Source organism: Weissella sp. ESL1156, assembly GCF_058505625.1.
The window spans coordinates 573,206-592,251 of record NZ_CP196372.1; the positions used below are offsets into that span (position 1 = coordinate 573,206).

Consider the following 19,046-nt stretch of genomic DNA (forward strand, 5'->3'; position numbering starts at 1 on the left):
TATAAATAACCCTCACAAACATAGTAAACGCTTACGCAACAAATATCAAGTGATTTTTGTAATGACATATTATTGACTTATTTTTATACTAAAAATTATATTAAACATACTATTAAAATATATTTAAATAAATAAAAACGTTTTATTAACAATTAAGTGCGTCATTTTGTTTCTTTAATTATAACGGCATAAATCATTAAAAATATGAATAACTGCACACCTGGTTACATTCGCACACCCATGGTTAAAGAAAATGCCCCTGGTATGGTTGAATTTATGTTACAACGTTCTAAAACACCAATGAAACATCTTTGGGAACCAGATAATATCGCCTATAGCTGTGTTTATTTCGCTTTAAAAGAATCAGAATTTGTTATTGATGGTGGCTACGTGGCACAATAAACTTTATAGACAACATTTTATTTTAAAAAACAAAAAGTGACTGACTATGAAAATAGCCAGTCACTTTTTATATTTAACTTTTTACTGTCAGTGAATATATATCGTCAAAATTGTCACAATTCCAAAAAATACGCCAGGTACATTTGAAATCACTAGCGGCCAATCACGATATTTTTTTAACCATCCATAACCAGTCCATAAGATTGCATCTAACATCATTGTTAGCGGTTGACTAAGCGGTACGGGGTGTCCCGATAAATTACTATTTATTTCTGAAATATACGAAACATACATCAATACACACATTATCGTCGCTAGTTCACTAATAATACGTACGATTTTTTCTTTCTTTTGTGAATCGATAACACCCTGTCTATCACCTGAATCGTCGGTACCACTGTTCATTGTCTTACTGTTTTCCTCCCAACAGACATAATAATACTCATATTTCATGGTACTAATATAAAAATAATATGCAAGTAAAAATAGCAGTTTAAAGTTCTAAAATGTATTTTGCAACTTGGATTCCTGCTTGACGGCCAAAAATAACAGTTTCGGCAATTGAATTACCACCAATTCGATTGTCACCATGTAAACCACCAGCAGCTTCACCAGCAGCATATAACCCATTAATCTTATTTCCCTGTCTATTTAAAACTTCCGTCAACTGATTAATATTAATACCTCCCATCGTGTAATGGATAGCAGGCTTAATATGAATCGCATAAAATGGTGACATCGTCAGCTCACGATGAATGACATTCTGCCGGCCAAACGTTGTGTCTATCCCTAATATTTGACTTTCATTCCACTCTGCAACCGTTGTCACAAGCTTTTCACTATTTAAATGAGCTTTTTCAGCAAGTAGTGACAAACTATCTGCCTGCTTTACTAAGCCAACAGCATCATAAAAATCAATGGCTGGAAATGCCTGGCGTACGCCTTGATCAAAAATTAGCGTCGCACCATCTTCATTTAAATGATTAATTGCCGCAGTTACTTCATCACGAGTAGTCATCTCATTCACAAAACGTTGACCATCTTGATTAACTAAAATGGCACCTTCACCTCGCACACCTTCTCCAATCAAATAAACATGATCAGTATCTTGTTGTGCAGTAGGATGCACTTGAATTTTGTTCATATCAACTAATGAGGCACCAGCTGCAACTGCTAATTGCACCCCATCACCTGTTGCTCCTGCGTGATTCGTTGATTTTAAGGACAGTAACTCTGGAGCATACTTTGCTAACATCATCTTATTCTGAGCAAAGCCACCAGTCGCAATTAAAATTGCTCGCGTTTGAATGACTTTATCACCGATAGCACGGTGATTAACCTTTAATCCTGTTACTTCCCCATCATCTTTGATTATTTGTACTGCCTTTGTCTCTGAAAAAAGTGGTATCTGCTTGTTAAGTAGTTGTTTTTGTAAATTCTTTACTAAATAATTGCCAATAGCCTCTTTATTTTCTGGTCGATGTGCACGTTTTTGTGACATACCACCAGTCGTCGTCAAATCCGTTAAATTAATGTCGTGTTTTGCTAACCAATTAATCGCTGATTCAGAGTGACCGACAAAATATTTTAATAACTGGTGATTGTTTGTACCATGACCACCACGTAAAGTTTCGTCATAAAAAGCCACACGATCATCAATAACCCCATGTGAAAGTTGCACTAAAGTTTCAGTCGCATTCATCCCCGTTGAAGCACGCACAGAATTACCACCTAATACTGATAACTTTTCAAAAATAGCTACATCCAGCCCTAATTCTTGTGCTTGAATTGCTGCAGTCATCCCTGTTATACCTGAACCAATCACTACAAAATCATAACTATTCTTTAAATCACTAATCGCTTTCGTTGGAAAAATAAACTTTGCCATGATATCACTTCCTTTATTATACTTAATGATATGTGTCACAAATAATACCATACTTGTATGCACCGTTTAACCCTTTTTAAGGGTTAAACGTTTTAAGAATTATTAATTAATAAAAAAGATACAAAAATACCCCAAAAGTTAAATTTTTACTTTAACTTTTGGAGTATACATCATACCAACACTTTTCATATGTCGGTATTATTTAAGACAAGGCAACCTTAATAGCATCTAAAGTCACATCGCTCGTTTGCTTAAAGTTCACATCTGCTTCAGATAATACAGTGACATCCCCGATACCAATACTAATTTCGCCGGCACCATTAATACTTTTAATACCAGCTGCTGAATCTTCTAATCCAATGACTTGCCAAGGTGACAAATCCAAAACAGTTGCTGCTGCAGAAAAAATAGCAGGATCAGGTTTACCGGCAGACACTGATGCTGGATCAACAACAGCTGTAAAATATGTGTCTAAACCTAATCGTTCAATGATAAATGGCGCATTTTTAGAAGCCGAAGCAACGCTCATTTGATAACCAGCTTTCTTTAGTTCATCTAAGAATGATTGCATCCCTGGTAGAATATCTTTTGGGGTTAATGTTGAAATTAGTTCTCGATAATTGGCATTTTTCTTCTCAGCTAATGTCTCACGAGCTGATTCATCATAGTCATTTTCATGACCACCAGCTGAAATGATTAGCGCTAAACTTCCCATGCGATCGATGCCTTTTAAACTTTCTTCTAATTCTTTTGTCCAGGTTGTACCGACTTCATCAGCAATTTTGCGCCAAGCAATTGTGTGAAAACGAGCCGTATCGGCCAAAACACCATCCATATCAAACGCAAAACCTTTAATTGCATTAAAATCCCCCATATGTCTAAACCTCCGTAATTGTTTTTTCTTCGTTAGCTCGTAAATTAACCACTTGATCATAAATTGTCGCAACAGTAGTCTGATCAGTCACAACTTTGACTTCATGCGGATAAATGTCCAACGAAATTAAAATACCCCGGAATTTTTGTTTGAATGATAATCTTTTCCAACCATCAGGCAAACTAGGATTAATCACAATATGACCATCACGTAATGAAACACCGCCAAAACCATTTTGAATAACAGCTAAAGTTTCACCCATGACACCAATGTGAATACCTTCTGCCGTTGTACCGCCTTGAATATCATAATAGTCAGAACCAATTGCTGTTGTTAAGTAATCTAGTGCCTCCTGATTATGACCTAGCTTAATATCAATTTCTGCAAAAACAGGACGTGAGGTTGTTGAGCCATGGACTGTCCGAGCAAGATAATAATCCTTATTTTTTGCCAACCAATTTGAGGGTAACGTATATCCAAGTTGTTTCACTAATTTCAAGCAATGTTCAGCACCTAAATTATATAGTGTCATTAATGTATCAGCTTGTTTTGCAACCTGATAATCATCAGGTGATACACCCTCTGCTTTCATTAAACGATCAATGCGATGAATATCACCATACTTATCACGATATGCTTTAAAATCAACAGATTTGAGATCAAAATACCCTGCATATTGCGCAATAATACCATCTTCATTAATTTCCAATGATAAGCGTTTCGCAACATCTTCTGCCTTTGTGAGTAAAGCTGCATCAATAGAAGGTAAGGTATTGTCTTTACTCAATTCTTGCAACCAGTTGAGTGACCATGTGAGCATTAAATTGGTATAAGCATTGTCCGTCATACCACCAATTTTTGCATTAGGATACGCTTCATGGAATTCATCTGGTCCCATGACACCAGCCAGGTGATAACGATTATCATCACCTAAAGTTACCTTATTCAGCCAAAATTTTGAAGTTTCAACGACAACATCCAAACCACCTTCGTGAAGAATACTGTCATCTCCTGTTAGTTGTACGTATATCCATAAATTATAGACAATTGCGAGTGAAACATGTCGTTGTAATCTTGAGTTATCCGGATCCCATTCATTATTAACGGTATTTAAATGAATGATCTGCGCTTGTTCATCACCTGCCATACCAGACTGCCAAGGATACATCGCACCACTTTCACCATCAATTTGTGCATTCCTTTGTGCACCTGGCAAACGGTTAATACGATACTTTAGAATATCTTTTGCCGTTTTTGGATCATTGGCAGCTAGATAAGGTACAACAAAAATTTCGTCCCAGAAGATATGGCCACGATAGCCTTCCCCTGTTAATCCTCTTGAACCAACCGACGCATCCAAATATTGATTGGCATTATGTTGTGCTGACTGACGAAGATGAAAGACATTCATACGAACCATACGTTGTAAATCTGGATCAGAACTGTCTAAGATAATATCTGCTTCAGACCAAACATCGTGCCAATAGGAAACAGAATCGGCCAGAATACTTTTAAATGTTGCCTGTTTTAATTGTTCATCAACAATTGATTCAGGTTCTTCTTCTTCATAACTTGTTGCAATACCAATAACACGCTCAATGTTAATCACTTCATTCGGTGATAAATGAAACTCGCCGGTTGCAATGACTTGCTCATGGCTCGTCGTTATAGCGAAGTCAGCCATTTCACTGATCGTTCTGGCACCAACAACTAATTTAATACCTGATTGTTTCGTTTCAGCAATCAATTTATTAGCCGTTGAGGCTGTCACATGAAACTCTTTAGAGTCAAAATCACGATAACGCTTAACATTTTTATTTTCAACCTGACCATCAATTATTAATTGCACAGTGATATCTGCATTAAAATCTCCACTAATGGCCACTTCCATCCCGATTTGATGCATTTGTCGCGGATTAACAACTTTTCTTGTTTTAAGAGTCAATTCACCCTTCATTGTCGGTAATGTATAGCTTTCTGACAAAATACCTGTATCGAAATGTAATGTGGTTGTTCGTTTTGTTGGATTAAATGTCACTAATTCATCATCAACATAAATTTTCAATAATTGTGGATTAGGCAAATTAACCATATCTTCATTAATAACATCACGACCAGCTACTGGTGTTGACGTTTGGTTAAAGACACCAGCGACATATAAACCTGGATAATGATCATCACTATACGATGTCATTACAGGTGCACCACGCCAACCCAGATAACCATTGCCAAGAGTTAGTAACGATTCCTCACCATATGATCGCACACCAGTTGCCAATTTCGAATAGTTTAACTGCCAATCTTTTTGACTCATTAATCATTCCTTTCATTTCAATTAATTATTCACTGCGTCCTTAAAGACATTCTTCTTTTCTGCTTGCTTTGCAGTTTGTACATCAGAATCCTTAAATCCCCAGAAGTAAACAGCAACGAATGACACAATTGTTGTCACAACACCGGCGATAACAAAGTACCAAATATTATTAGGATTTGTTTTTGAGAAAAATGATGGAAAACCAATCCACGAGCCGGTGAAACCAAACATATCAACATGCAATAGACCAGCAATCAAACCACCAATAGCACCACCAATATTTGCCATCCAGAAGACACGACCATATTTCAAATTAATTCCATACATCGCTGGTTCCGTTACACCAGCAAAACCTGAAAGTGCTCCCGCCAAGGCTAAACTCTTAATATTTGTTATCTTTGACTTTGCCCAAACAGCTAATGCGCCAGCACCTTGTGCAATCATTGTGAAATTAATTAACCCGTTCAAAACGGAATGTCCAGTTTGGGCGATATCGTTTGAAATCAAAGGGACAATCATCCAGTGCAGACCGAAGATGACCAAGACTTGATATAATCCACCAATTAGTAACCCAGCGATTGCTTGATTCAAAGTCACAATCCAATTAATAAAGGCAGCCAATCCTGATGAAATCAATGTAATGACCGGTCCAACGACAACTAAAACGACAGTTGAAACGATAAATAGTGTAAACAAAGGTTGGAAAATTGAACGTAGACTTAATGGCAAAACTTTTTTAAACCAGTTACCAACTGGACGTGCCAACCACGCTGCAAAGATAATTGGAAAAATTGAATACGTATATGATGGAATATGAATCGGTAATCCGAAGAAATTAGCATTCATTGTTACACCAAGAAAATTAGCAAAATGCTTTGAGGTTTTGGCACCTAACTCAACCATCGTTGGATGAACAAGTACACCTGCAATGGCTGCAACAATAATTGGATCCGATTTCAATTGTTTTGCAGCAGTATAACCAACGAGAATTGGCAAGAAATAAAAGGTTGAGTCACCCATCGTATTAATTATTTGATAAGTGGTTGAAGATTCATTGATCCACCCTAAATTAAAGGTAAATAATGTTAAGAACCCTTTTAAAATACCAGATGCTGCTAATAACCCAATAATTGGCATCATTGATCCTGTAATTGTTCCAATTAATAATTGGAATCCATACTTAATCGTACCAAAAAAACCACTTGGCTTATTTTTTTGTTGACCACCAGTTGCTTCAACTGCTGCATCTGTTGCTTCTTGATCAACGACATCATCGCCTAATTGTTCAATAACCTTATCATAAACATCTTCCACTGCTTGACCGATAACGACCTGATATTGGCCTAATTGCGAATTGTAAACTGCTCCTGCAACACCATCCAAATCTTGAATGGCATCTGTATCTGCTTGCTTTTCATCATTTAAATAAAAACGTAAACGTGTAATACAGTGAATCACTTTATCAATATTCTGCTTACCACCAACGTCTTTAATAATATCTTTTGCTAATTCATCATAATTCTGCTTTGCCATTGTTATGCCCCCTGTTAATGTATGGCAGTTGCTTGGCCAACTTTTTGACCAGCAGAAACATCATCGACTTCTTCAAAAGACAATTCTTCAAGTTTGTCCTTTGAATTGGTAATTAATACCATTGTTGTTTTTGGCAAATTGGCATCCTCAACTTGTTGCCAATCCACCACAGCTAGTGGCTCACCACCAGCAACAATATCACCAACTTTCACATTAGCTGTAAATGGTGCCCCATTTAGAGATACAGTATCGATTCCTAAATGTACAAGAATCTCAAGCCCATCTGCGCGTTCCAAGCCAACTGCATGACCTTGTTGAATCGTTACTTTACCAGCAACTGGTGAGACAATATCATGCCCTGTTGGTTCTACCGCAAAACCATCACCCATCATCTTACCAGCAAATACAGGATCAGAAACCGCTTCTAAAGCAATGACTTTACCAGTAACTGGTGCATATAAATTATTATCACTCGCTACCGTTTTCTTCTTTCCAAACCCAAACATAAATAAACTCCTTCTATCTGTGACGTCTTGCAAATTCAACACTTGTAAATCGATCAGCACGATGACGTGATTCCGTGTATGACAGAATACGATTATCTGCTAATCTCGTTTCACTTCGTATAACGACCATTACCATATGTTCATTGACTTGTAGTAATTGACGATCAGAAATCGTACTATTTTCAACAGTCATTCGTTTCACTGCATAATCAATTTGTAGACCGAGTTGGTTTTCAAAATAATTGAATAATGAATCTTCAGCCTCTTCACGAGGGACTTGGGCAACGACATCCTGATTAATATAATCATAATCTAATACCATTTCTTCACCATCAACCCAACGCCGGCGAACTACCAATGTCGTTTGCATAGACGTCCCTTCACCCATCGTTAAGTTTTCTGGAACAGCAACATCCCTTTCGATAGTAATGACATCATTTCTAGCATCCAAATGTGCTTGTGCAACCATTTCACGATAACTTTCAAGTGTTGAAACAGGAAAAACAAAATGTTTACGATTCAAAACAACTGAACCACGACCAGGTAATCGTTGCACATAACCATCATTGGCTAATGCTTTGACTGCCTTTCTAACTGTTTCGCGCGAAACTTGATAACGTATTACCAATTGACCATCGCTAGGTAAATAATCCCCTGGTAAATATGTTTTATTTTGCAATGCCTTTAAAAGGTCATAATAAATTTTTTGATACTTCTCCATTTATTTATTCCTGCCTTTCAACAGTTTTAGTTTATAAGAGTATGAAACCGTTTTCAAGCCTTATCCATCAAGGTTTTACCAACCAGACTAGTCAGGTATAGTCAAACCATAATTAACAGGGGTTTTCTAGACTAGTCAGGTTTTTAAACAATTGTTATTATTTTGATACTTTACCTGTTAAAAATAGTACTGACTTCTCTTAAGTTATCATATTGATAACAAATAATTTGACTTATTTTTATATAAAAAAACAAATACCGTTTTGAAACAGTCAAATGTTTACTGTTCAAAACGGTATTTGTTTTATCTATACTGTTGTTCCATGATAAAGCGAAACTGGTAAAATAAAGTCATTTTCGTCGTATCGATCAACATCAGTTGACATGCGATTTAGCAAACGTTCAACAAGCATCATGACAATATCATCTAATGGTTGCACAATCGTTGTTAATTGTGGAAAGTAAGTTTGCATAAATGTGGTCCCATCATATCCAATAACTTTTAATTTATCAGGTACCTTAATTTGTAATGCCACTGCTGATTGTAAAACAAGCACAGCTGTTAAATCATCACTACAGACAATACCATCTGCTTGATCAGCTTCTAAAAAGCGTTGAATAGATACTTGTTTAATTTTAGCTGTCTCATCAAAGAAAATGGGCATCACGTGACTCTCTAAATTCAATCTTGCCATCTGTTGACGATAACCTTGTAAGCGTCTATCAGTTGGATTTCCTTTTTGGTTTGGATTACCCATAAAATAAATATGACGAGCACCAGCCTCATATAATGTCTGTGTTGCTAAAATACCACCTTGTAAATTATCACTACTAATCGTTGGCATACTTGATGCATACCGCCGATCAAACGCCACAATTGGTAAATGAATATTTTGATACTCTTCAATACCAAGATTGTGCGCACCAGTAATAATACCATCGACTTGATTGGCTATTAGCATTTTAATATAGTCACGTTCTTTTTCGACATCGTCTGCAGCATTACACAAAATAACTTTATAACCTTTTAAAAACAATCGTTTTTCTAATTTTTCAATCAATTCCGCAAAAAAAGGATTTGTGATACCCGGAAAGATCAAACCAATGATTTTTGTTTTTTTACCCTTTAAAGATCTTGCTAATGAATTAGGCTGGTAATGCAATTTTTCCATTGCATCATAAACCCTTTGCTTTGTTCGCGCGCTTAAATAACCATGGTTATTAATAACACGCGAAACAGTTGTTGGTGATACACCAGCTTCTTTAGCAACATCTGATAACTTTGGTTTCACAATGACACATCCTTATTTCTAATTGACTAACATAATGCAGACGATTACATATGGCGTAATGATGAATAACTACCTGAATATTCTATCGTATTTTGTCCTGCAAACGCAATCATTGTCTGTTTTTGTGGTGCAAAAAAACGTAATGTCATCACTTTTTCACCGCCATTAACAAAAATTTCGCAAACCGAATGATCAACAAAGATATCCAAAGTTAGTGGTTGATGAGTTTTAAGTGCTATTTGCCGCGTTTCACCGTAGGCTGTTGCAAATTTTTCACCGACGTTTGAACGATCAACTGTTAAATAGCCTTCATCATTTGTATCAAATTTCAGTTGAAGACTATGATCTATCGTGCCGTCACTGACTAACAATAAATTACCAGTTTGATCAGCTGCAAAATTTATCTCTAACTCATATTGTTGCCCTGCATCAATCACTAATTGCCGCTGATTTTTTGGTAATGCGTGTTCTGCAACAACTAATGTTGACATTGCTGGTACTGGTAATTGATAAAGTTGATGATCAATAATTCTTAGTTGCTTTACTAGGCTAAGACAATGAGCCCAATTTTCTTTATCAGTGGGATAGTCAATTTCAGGCAACCCAATCCAACTAATTAAATAAGCATGACCATCTGGTGCATTGAAAGCCTGACTAGCATAGACATCAAAGCCATCATCTAGTTGTGTGAGCGTTTGTTGTTCAGCTTGCCATTTACCTGTTCTGAAGTCTAAATCCCTGCCGATTGTATACACATTTGGGTAGATATTATTTACTAACAGGTCATCTTGTGATATACCTTGTGGGCAAAAAATCAATACTGCTTTACCATCAACATAAACAAGATTCGGACACTCAATCATATATCCCAAATCACCAAGATTATGTTGTACATAGCCCATATCTTGCCAATCTTTTAAATTATTAGATTGATATATTGAGAATTCACCACGAAGACTCTGTTTATCTTGTGCGCCAATTAACGCATAATAAGTGTCATTAATTTTTAATAATTGGGGATCCCTAAAATGATCTGTCACATGATCAGGCGATATAATCAATGGATCTTTTACTTTCGTCACGACATTATGTTCGTCCATCCAAGCACCTATTTGAAAACTATTTCTATGCCAATCACCATCACGAACATTTCCCGTATACATCAAGAACAACTGATTATCAATGACTCGTGCTGAACCTGAGTAAGCACCATGAGAATCATACTCACCCCCAGGTTGTAAAGCAACACCTAAATTATGCCAGTGGACAAGATCATCTGAAATACAATGTACCCACGATTTTAAGCCATGTACGGCACCAAAAGGAAAAGCCTGATAGAAAACATGCCATTGTCCATTATAATAAGAAAAGCCATTTGGATCATTCAATAAGCCTGACGTTGGACTAATATGAAAACTAGGTTTATAAATTGATGTTGCAGCCTGTTTTTCTAAATTTTGTTTGACTACCTCTGAATAGGCACTGTAGGGCTGATATCTTTTTTCTCTTGTCCATGTCATATAAATATTCTCCTATTTTATTGGAAGCGCTTTCTATTTTGTTGATCGTCATATTTAAGATAAATTAAATGACGAATAATGTCAAACGTTTGACACGTTAATCACCTTTGAATAGTTAGATTAACAAAAATATAAAACATTTTTATGTCAAACGTTTGACATATTATAAAAATGCGTTATCCTAATAAGTGTAAAGAAAAAAGAAAACGCTTTCAGTTATAAGGAGTGGACACATGGATCATAAAAAAGTTGCTAGTGAAATTGTCGATGCTATCGGCAAAGACAATTTCGCTGCTGCTGCACATTGTGCAACGCGGTTACGCTTAGTCCTTAAGGATGAAAATAAAATTAATCAAGAGGCTTTAGACAAAAACGACGATGTCAAAGGAACATTCAAAACCAATGGCCAATATCAAATTATTATTGGTCCCGGGGATGTTAACAACGTTTATGATGAACTGATAAACATTGCCAACGTTGCACCTGTTTCTACTGATGAGCTCAAAAACGTCGCTCAAGAAGACAAAAAATTTAATCCCATAATGGCTTTTATTAAGTTGTTATCTGACATTTTTGTACCGATCATCCCTGCTTTGGTTGCGGGTGGTCTATTAATGGCTTTAAACAATTTTCTAACTTCTGCTGGCTTGTTTGGACCAAAGGCTTTAGTTGAAAGTTTCCCTGTCATTAAGGGATTTTCAGCAATGATACAATTGATGTCAGCTGCGCCATTTATTTTTATGCCAATCTTAGTTGGTATTTCAGCTGCTAAACGTTTTGGTGCTAACCAATATTTGGGTGCCGCATTGGCTATGATTATGGTGTCACCTGATTTAGTTGCCAATCATACTTGGAATATTTTTGGTTTAGCTGTTTCACAAAACAACTATTATTATCAAGTTATTCCGGTACTTGCAGCGGTCTATATTTTGTCATTAATTGAAAAATTCTTACACAAAAAATTACCATCTGCTATTGATTTCACATTTACACCATTAATTTCATTAATGGTAACGGGCTTTCTAACATTTGTTATTGTTGGACCAATTATGCGTTTGTTGTCAAACGGTATTACTGACGGTATTGTCTTTGTTTATCAAACACTTGGTTTCGTTGGTACAGGTATTTTTGGGCTACTATACTCACCAATTGTGCTAACAGGTCTCCATCAAAGTTTCCCTGCCATTGAGACACAATTAATTACAGCATTTACCCAAAACCATACTGGCTATGGTGATTTTATTTTTGTGGTTGCTTCAATGGCCAACGTTGCTCAAGGAGCTGCAACATTTGGTATCTTCGCTTTAACTAAGAATAAAAAGATGAAGGGACTATCATCTTCAGCAACTGTCTCTGCTTTGTTAGGAATTACAGAACCAGCTTTATTTGGGGTTAACTTAAAGTATAAATTCCCATTCTTCTGTGCACTAATCGGCTCTGGTGTCGCTGCAGCTTTTGCAGGTTTCATGCACGTTGTTGCGGTTTCACTTGGTTCAGCTGGTTTTCTTGGCTTCCTATCAATCAACGCAAAGTCAATTCCAGCTTATCTACTATGTGAAGTTATTTCATTTGTTGTTGCATTTACGCTAACTTATCTATATGGTAAGAAAAATGATGCAAAGTTTGCAGTCGTTGATGGTGGTAGTAAAAACACATCAACAGTTTCAGAACCAACATCTGAGACATCTGTTAACGCTGACTTAGCTGATGAAATCATCAAAGCGCCAGTTTCTGGTGATGTGGTTCATTTGAGCGATGTCAATGATCAAGTCTTTTCATCAAAACTAATGGGTGATGGCGCAGCAATAACGCCCACTGATACTGACGTTTATGCTCCTGTTTCTGGTACGATTACTGTTGCTTATGAAACAAAACATGCTTATGGTATTAAGTCTGATGATGGCGCTGAAGTGCTTATTCATTTAGGTATTGATACTGTTAATTTAAAGGGGCAATATTTTGATTCACAAGTTTCTCAAGGACAACATGTTCATGAAGGTGACTTATTAGGTCGTTTTGATATTGAGAAAATCAAGGAGGCTGGTTATGACACCACTGTGATTATGGCGATAACAAATACAGCAGACTTTGCTACGGTTGAACCTATTGAAATAAAAACAGTCCAACATGGTGATTCCTTAGTTGCCGTTACGGCTTAAAAAAACGAGAATGTCATTCGAAAAAATGACATTCTCGTTTTTTTATCTAATTACTCATGCCACAAATATTTGGCATCACCAACCGGATCTTGTGATGTTAAAATTTTGGGTCCATCATTTGTAATCGCAAGTGTATGTTCATACTGTGCCGACAAACTATTGTCTGCTGAGACATAGTACTCCCAACCCGTATCAGGTACAATTTCAGTCTTGATTTCCCAGGAACCACCAGCATTGACCATTGGTTCGATGGTTATAACCATACCTGCTTTTAGCCGTAACCCTTTGTGTGGCACGCCATAATGAAAAACATCTGGCTTTTCATGCATAGTCGGACCAATACCATGACCAATCAAATCGCGCACGTCTCCCATATGATTCTTGTTTTCGACATAGTCTTGAATAGCAAAACCAATATCCCCCAAACGGTTACCAACTTGTGCTTGGTCAATTCCTAAGTATAATGCCGTATGTGTAACATCCATCAAATGATCAATTTCTGGGGTACTTTCGCCAACAACGTATGTCCAAGCTGAATCACTCTCATAGCCATGCCAATTAACACAAAAATCAACTGTCACAATATCATGATTTTTTAATTTCAATCCCTTTCGTGGCGTCGCATGTGCAACTTCGTCATTAATACTAATACATGTTGCATATTTATAGCCTTCAAATCCCTTTTCCGAAGGCGTAGCATCATGATCTAGGATATATTGATTAACGATTTCTTCAATTTCCCATGTATCCATACCAACATATATTTGATTTTTCAATGCAAGATGAGCACCTGCTAAAATTTTACCAGAATGAGCCATTCCCGAAATTTCTCTGTCTGATTTTAATGTAATCAACTTTTTTCTCCTCTATGATTTATTTTATAATGTCTGTTAATGTACTAGCTTGCCCATAAATAATTTTAACCATTTCCTGACTAAACAATGGTCGTTTTATTGGTCGATATTTCTTAAAAAACTGCATACGACATTTTTTAATGGCAAATTGTAATAATATACCAGGTACCCAATTCATGAAACGATGTCGATCATAAATCATGCCTGGATAAACGGCTACAAATTGATTATCTAACTTTTTCTGACCGTATTCAATAACCGTATGTTTGGCAAGCAAATAGTCATTTAGAAAAAAAGGGGCATTATTTGCTGCAATGAAAATAAACTTGGCTGACGAGGTCTGTTTCCATAACTCATCAATCATCACTTTCGCAGGATTAATACTATTTTTTTCATAACTTGTCTGTTTTCGTTTACTAGGCAAAAAAATACCAACACAATCGACAATCACATCTGCTGTTTTAATGATTTGCTGCCATTCACCAGGACTTGTTAAATCAACAGCAACATAATTGACTTGTGCCACTAAATCATGTCGGTTGCTTGCACCTGACCGAGAAAAACTAATTAATTCGTTTTTATGATGAGTTTGTGTTAAAGCTGAAAAAATTCCTTGACCAACATAGCCTGTACCACCCATAATGATTATCTTCATTTGTCGCTCCATTCATATTGACAACAAAATTTACTAAGCTACTACATAGTGTAACATAATCAAAAAAGCAAGTGCGACAAAAGACGTCCTAAAGCCGATTGTAACGATAATTGGGTGATTGATTTTAGTTCGCAATATAACACACCTAATTGTTGTTACAGTAAGGCTTCAGTCTTTTGGGACACGTTTAAAGGCGCCAATCTACCAATCAAAATTGATAGATTAGCGCCTTTTTCAGCTGATTATACCGACTTATATCTCAGCCCCATTTTTCAATAAAGACTATTTCTTAACAGCATATTTATAATTAAATGGTGCACCCGTTGGATTAGCAATCACACCTTTAACATTAGGATTCAACAATGAAGCGGTTGACCTGTAATACAATGGTGCCACACCGGCTTGCTTTTCAAGTAATTGCTCTGCTTTCTTGAAATCTTGATATTGCGCTTTCTTGTTATTAGCGTTTTTATTCTCAGCATCGTTCAGCAAGGCATCATATTTATCATTCTTCCACTTACCATAATTATAAGAAGCGTCTGACTTATACAAGTCTAAGAATGAAGAAGCATCTGGATAATCGGCTAACCAACCAAAGTTAAGCATTTGGAAATTGCCATCAGTACTCAACTTCAAACGTTGCTTCTTTGGTACAGTTTTAATCGAGACATTCATACCTTTTAGATTTTGCTCAAGCTGCTCTTGTAAGAATTGAGCAACACGTTTTGAAGTATCGTCATCGTCTGTCAACAATTGTACAGATAACTTTGACTTACCTTCTTCTTTCATACCTGCTTTAAACAACTTGGCTGCTTTCTTTTTATCAAACTTAATTGCACCAGAAACTTCAGCGTCGGTAGCAAAATCCTTATTATTATTAGGATTCTTTACAAGACCCTTAGGTGTATAAGTTGTTGCTGGAATAGCTGAACCTGTCACAATTTTATCCGATAATGTTTGACGATTAATCGCATAAGAAATGGCTTGTCGAATCTTTGCATTCTTAAATGCAGGTACTTTTTCCTGATTAAACTGAAGTGCTTGCGTTGCTCCAGTTTTAATTTCTTTGTATCCCTTTTTATTCTTTGAGGCCTTCACTTGGTCTGGTGATAATGGTGTAAAGTCTAGTTTTTTGCCTTGATACAAATTATAACCAGTATTTTGATCTTTGATTGTTTGAACATTAATCTTTTTCGTCTTAACCTTGGCTGCATCATAGTACTTATCATTCTTTACGTATGAATATTTATTGTTTGAACCAGTCCAACCCTTAAATTTATAAGGACCCGCAGAAAGATAAGTTGCAGCTGATGTTCCATACTTATCACCTTGTGCCTCCACAAACTTTTCATTTTGTGGGAAAAATACTGGCATCGTTAATTCTTGTACAAAATATGATGCTGGTGATTCCAATGTCACCTTCAATGTATGGTCATCAACTGCTTGAATGCCAAGTTCAGAAGGTTGCTTGTCTCCAGCTTCAATAGCTTTTGCATTTTTCACGCTCTCTAACAAATAAGCGTATTCTGATGCTGTTTTTGGATCAATAGAACGTTGCCACCCATAAACAAAATCCTTTGCTGTTAAGGCTTCACCATTTTCCCATTTCAAACCTGAACGAAGGTGAAAAGTATACGTTAGTCCGTCATCTGACTTTTCATAACTTTTAGCTGCTTCGTTTTCTAATTTATTACCTTTACCAAACTGTACCAATGGTAACCCAGTAGCCCCTAATGCATCGGCTGAAACGGTATCAGTTGACTTAGCCGGATCCATTGTGGATAATGCTGCTACTTCTGACCAATTAATCGTTTTCCCTGTTGATGCAGCTGAGACCGCAACGTTTGGTAATGCAATACTCCCAATCATGGTTACAGATGCGGCTAATGCAGCCGCTTTTCCAATTTTTTTCATTCCAAGTACCCCTTTAAACACCTTTTTCTTAATAGTGCTATTATAATACCATGCAAATTCTCATTTGTCTAATTGTTTTTTAATTTATTAAAAGAAACAAAAAGGCGTTCGAATATGACATTCGAACGCCTTTTACCTGATCAGTATCGCAAGAATCATTTGTTAAAACATGCTCAACTAAACTTTTTTATAAAATCTATGACAACCTCATTAAACTCTTCTGGAAACTCCAAATGTGGGATATGACCTGAACCATCAAAAATATGGATATCTGAACCAGCAACCTTTTGCAAAGCAAGTGCTTGTTGTGCATGTGCTACTGGATACATTGGTGATGCACCGCCCGCCAAAAATAGATGTGGTATACTTTCATAACGAATAACATCACGCCAATCTTGTACAATACCATCAATCATCAATGGCCGATTCTTTCTAAAATTAAATGGCACATAACCATCTGAAACTTGACGTTTCAACTCTTTTGGAATTGTCTGTTGAATCAATTTAGTTGTTGGAAAACTATCTGCAACCTGATCAATTCGAGCGAAGGACGACTCTCTGACACCATACTGCCAACCATCTTCATTCAACATTTTAGGAGTTTGATCCTCAGTTATAATCACATTTACCCGTTTATCTCCAAATAATGATATATACTGACTAGCTACCATTGCTCCCATTGAATGCCCAATAAGACTAAACCGATCAATTTGCAAATAATCTAATAAATTTGCCAAATCCATTGCTAAACGTGAAATGCGTAAGCTTTTGTCCGTTTGTTCACTCTGACCATGATTACGATACTCAAAACGAAGAACACGAAATCCAGCAGCTTTAAAAGCTTCTACCTGTGCGACCCATGTTGTTATCATACTTGTATAGCCACCGAGTAACACCACGACTGGTTGACTGCTATTACCATCAAGTTGATAATGCAATCGAACACCGTCATTTGATTTGAAAAAAGACACTGCCTACTCACCTCAATCCAATTATTTTTATCTATTATACATGAATTCCTAGACCATCGGCAACCTCAGCAGCGTCCATAATCGCCTCACCCAGTGTTGGGTGTGGATGAATGGTCAATGAAATATCTTCTGATGTCAAACCATTCTCAATCGCTAATGACAATTCAGAAATCAAATCAGAAGCAGATGGACCAACAATTTGTGCACCAATCATTGCACGACTATCCTTATCTGTAATCAAGCGTATAAATCCAACACCAGCATCCATTGCCAAGGCACGTCCATTACCAGCAAACGGGAACTTGCTAATTTTAGCATTCAATCCTTTTTCTTTAACGGAATCTGGCGTTTCACCAGTTGTTGCTAATTCATACTGTGTATAAGCAACTGCTGGCAATGAATAGTGTAGATCATGCGCATTGCTTGCCCCACTAATAGCAGCAGCAGCAACTTTACCTTCAAAGCTTGCCTTGTGTGCCAAAGCTGGTCCAGCAACAATATCGCCGATTGCATAAATATGTGATACGCTGGTCTTCATTTGGTTATCGACTTCAATTAAGCCATGGTCACCAACTTTAACATCGGTATTATTTAAGCCCAAAGTATCCGTATTTGCACGACGACCAACAGATACTAATAGATAATCACCCGTTACTGTTTGTTCCTTGCCATCAACTTCATAAGTTAGTGTTACATCCTTATCAGCCTGTGTTGCGCCCTTGGCCATAGCTGAAGTAATGATTTCACCACCATGCTTCTTAAAGTCATTCAAAACAGGTTTTGTCATTTCTTTATCAAACCCATTTAATGTATGATCTAACCCTTCAACGATCGTTACTTTAGCACCTAAGTTAGAATATGCACCACCAAGTTCAGAACCAATAACACCACCACCAACAATGATTAGGTGGTTTGGTACTTCTGGTAAGCTTAACACACCAGTTGAATCAACAATACGACCACCAAACTTTAAGCTTGGAATCTCTACTGGACGTGAGCCGGCCGCAATAATAGCGTTCTCAAAGCGCAATAATTGATGACCGTCTTCTTGCACAACATTCAATGTTTCATTATCATTGAATGTTGCCTCACCATTGATAATTTGCACATGATGCTTCTTCAACAACATTGCAACACCACCAGTTAATTGCTCAACTACTTTATGTTGCTTCCAATCCTGTGCCTTCGACCAATCTAACTTACCTGTCATCGATAATCCAAATGGGTTTTCTTCTTGACTATCACGATAATGATGACCCACATTGATCAATGCTTTTGATGGGATACATCCAATGTTTAAACAAACTCCACCAATATTGTCACGCTCAATTAAAGTAACATCTTGACCTAATTCAGCAGCACGAATCGCTGCAACATACCCTCCAGGTCCTGAACCAATGATAACTGTACCAACATCAGTTGCTTCTGCTCCAACAACCATTTT

At 36.8% G+C, this 19,046-nt stretch carries 16 protein-coding genes; 2 read left to right on the plus strand and 14 right to left on the minus strand.

Annotation, left to right across the window (positions count from 1 at the left end):
- Positions 1-240: 240 nt before the first annotated feature.
- Complete coding sequence (locus tag ACSKY2_RS02845) at positions 241-402, plus strand: hypothetical protein (protein WP_491737207.1); 162 nt, start codon at positions 241-243, stop codon at positions 400-402.
- Positions 403-489: 87 nt separating this feature from the next.
- Here ACSKY2_RS02845 and ACSKY2_RS02850 read toward each other — a convergent pair whose 3' ends face one another.
- From ACSKY2_RS02850 to ACSKY2_RS02890, 9 genes are all read right to left on the minus strand, one after another.
- Positions 490-807 carry a SemiSWEET family transporter gene (locus tag ACSKY2_RS02850; RefSeq protein ID WP_489839324.1) on the minus strand — a complete coding sequence of 106 codons (318 nt, stop codon included), beginning with the start codon at positions 805-807 and terminating at the stop codon, positions 490-492.
- An 88-nt stretch (positions 808-895) separates the two neighbouring features.
- Positions 896-2,290, minus strand: coding sequence for a flavocytochrome c (locus ACSKY2_RS02855; protein WP_489878080.1), 1,395 nt, complete (start codon positions 2,288-2,290; stop codon positions 896-898).
- A gap of 202 nt (positions 2,291-2,492) precedes the next feature.
- Positions 2,493-3,164, minus strand: a complete 672-nt coding sequence (gene pgmB, locus ACSKY2_RS02860; protein WP_489878081.1) for a beta-phosphoglucomutase — start codon at positions 3,162-3,164, stop codon at positions 2,493-2,495.
- A gap of 4 nt (positions 3,165-3,168) precedes the next feature.
- A complete protein-coding gene (locus ACSKY2_RS02865; RefSeq protein ID WP_489878082.1) occupies positions 3,169-5,478 on the minus strand; it encodes a glycoside hydrolase family 65 protein in 2,310 nt (769 codons plus the stop codon).
- Between the two features lie 21 nt (positions 5,479-5,499).
- On the minus strand, positions 5,500-7,011 hold the full coding sequence (locus ACSKY2_RS02870; protein ID WP_489878083.1) for a PTS transporter subunit EIIC: 1,512 nt from the start codon (positions 7,009-7,011) through the stop codon (positions 5,500-5,502).
- A gap of 14 nt (positions 7,012-7,025) precedes the next feature.
- Entirely contained in the window at positions 7,026-7,517 is a 492-nt protein-coding gene (locus ACSKY2_RS02875) for a PTS sugar transporter subunit IIA (protein ID WP_489878084.1), read from the minus strand.
- 13 nt (positions 7,518-7,530) lie between these two features.
- Positions 7,531-8,238: a trehalose operon repressor gene (treR, locus tag ACSKY2_RS02880; RefSeq protein ID WP_489878085.1), complete on the minus strand. Its 708-nt coding sequence runs from the start codon at positions 8,236-8,238 to the stop codon at positions 7,531-7,533.
- Positions 8,239-8,545: 307 nt separating this feature from the next.
- Complete coding sequence (locus ACSKY2_RS02885; protein ID WP_489878086.1) at positions 8,546-9,529, minus strand: LacI family DNA-binding transcriptional regulator; 984 nt, start codon at positions 9,527-9,529, stop codon at positions 8,546-8,548.
- 44 nt (positions 9,530-9,573) lie between these two features.
- Positions 9,574-11,049: a sucrose-6-phosphate hydrolase gene (locus tag ACSKY2_RS02890; RefSeq protein WP_489878087.1), complete on the minus strand. Its 1,476-nt coding sequence runs from the start codon at positions 11,047-11,049 to the stop codon at positions 9,574-9,576.
- Between the two features lie 233 nt (positions 11,050-11,282).
- On the opposite strand from ACSKY2_RS02890, the gene ACSKY2_RS02895 reads away from it, so the two are divergent.
- Positions 11,283-13,208: a sucrose-specific PTS transporter subunit IIBC gene (locus ACSKY2_RS02895; protein ID WP_489878088.1), complete on the plus strand. Its 1,926-nt coding sequence runs from the start codon at positions 11,283-11,285 to the stop codon at positions 13,206-13,208.
- A gap of 50 nt (positions 13,209-13,258) precedes the next feature.
- Here ACSKY2_RS02895 and map read toward each other — a convergent pair whose 3' ends face one another.
- From map to lpdA, 5 genes are all read right to left on the minus strand, one after another.
- The gene (gene map / locus ACSKY2_RS02900; protein ID WP_489839314.1) at positions 13,259-14,062 is read right to left on the minus strand and encodes a type I methionyl aminopeptidase; all 804 of its coding nucleotides are present in this window, start codon (positions 14,060-14,062) and stop codon (positions 13,259-13,261) included.
- Between the two features lie 19 nt (positions 14,063-14,081).
- Positions 14,082-14,717, minus strand: a complete 636-nt coding sequence (locus ACSKY2_RS02905; RefSeq protein ID WP_489878089.1) for an NAD-dependent epimerase/dehydratase family protein — start codon at positions 14,715-14,717, stop codon at positions 14,082-14,084.
- A gap of 282 nt (positions 14,718-14,999) precedes the next feature.
- Positions 15,000-16,631, minus strand: coding sequence for a peptide ABC transporter substrate-binding protein (locus ACSKY2_RS02910; RefSeq protein WP_489878090.1), 1,632 nt, complete (start codon positions 16,629-16,631; stop codon positions 15,000-15,002).
- 173 nt (positions 16,632-16,804) lie between these two features.
- The gene (locus tag ACSKY2_RS02915; RefSeq protein ID WP_489878091.1) at positions 16,805-17,602 is read right to left on the minus strand and encodes an alpha/beta fold hydrolase; all 798 of its coding nucleotides are present in this window, start codon (positions 17,600-17,602) and stop codon (positions 16,805-16,807) included.
- A 34-nt stretch (positions 17,603-17,636) separates the two neighbouring features.
- Positions 17,637-19,043, minus strand: a complete 1,407-nt coding sequence (lpdA, locus tag ACSKY2_RS02920; protein WP_489878092.1) for a dihydrolipoyl dehydrogenase — start codon at positions 19,041-19,043, stop codon at positions 17,637-17,639.
- Between the last annotated feature and the right edge of the window lie 3 nt (positions 19,044-19,046).

Bases quoted from the DNA above. Each gene is read 5' to 3' on its own strand.
- ACSKY2_RS02890 (WP_489878087.1), bottom strand. From the start codon at position 11,049: ATGACATGGACAAGAGAAAAAAGATATCAGCCCTACAGTGCCTATTCA.
- ACSKY2_RS02895 (WP_489878088.1), top strand. From the start codon at position 11,283: ATGGATCATAAAAAAGTTGCTAGTGAAATTGTCGATGCTATCGGCAAA.
- lpdA (WP_489878092.1), bottom strand. From the start codon at position 19,043: ATGGTTGTTGGAGCAGAAGCAACTGATGTTGGTACAGTTATCATTGGT.
- ACSKY2_RS02865 (WP_489878082.1), bottom strand. From the start codon at position 5,478: ATGAGTCAAAAAGATTGGCAGTTAAACTATTCGAAATTGGCAACTGGT.
- ACSKY2_RS02875 (WP_489878084.1), bottom strand. From the start codon at position 7,517: ATGTTTGGGTTTGGAAAGAAGAAAACGGTAGCGAGTGATAATAATTTA.
- treR (WP_489878085.1), bottom strand. From the start codon at position 8,238: ATGGAGAAGTATCAAAAAATTTATTATGACCTTTTAAAGGCATTGCAA.
- ACSKY2_RS02845 (WP_491737207.1), top strand. From the start codon at position 241: ATGGTTAAAGAAAATGCCCCTGGTATGGTTGAATTTATGTTACAACGT.
- pgmB (WP_489878081.1), bottom strand. From the start codon at position 3,164: ATGGGGGATTTTAATGCAATTAAAGGTTTTGCGTTTGATATGGATGGT.
- ACSKY2_RS02910 (WP_489878090.1), bottom strand. From the start codon at position 16,631: ATGAAAAAAATTGGAAAAGCGGCTGCATTAGCCGCATCTGTAACCATG.
- ACSKY2_RS02850 (WP_489839324.1), bottom strand. From the start codon at position 807: ATGAACAGTGGTACCGACGATTCAGGTGATAGACAGGGTGTTATCGAT.
- ACSKY2_RS02855 (WP_489878080.1), bottom strand. From the start codon at position 2,290: ATGGCAAAGTTTATTTTTCCAACGAAAGCGATTAGTGATTTAAAGAAT.
- ACSKY2_RS02870 (WP_489878083.1), bottom strand. From the start codon at position 7,011: ATGGCAAAGCAGAATTATGATGAATTAGCAAAAGATATTATTAAAGAC.
- ACSKY2_RS02905 (WP_489878089.1), bottom strand. From the start codon at position 14,717: ATGAAGATAATCATTATGGGTGGTACAGGCTATGTTGGTCAAGGAATT.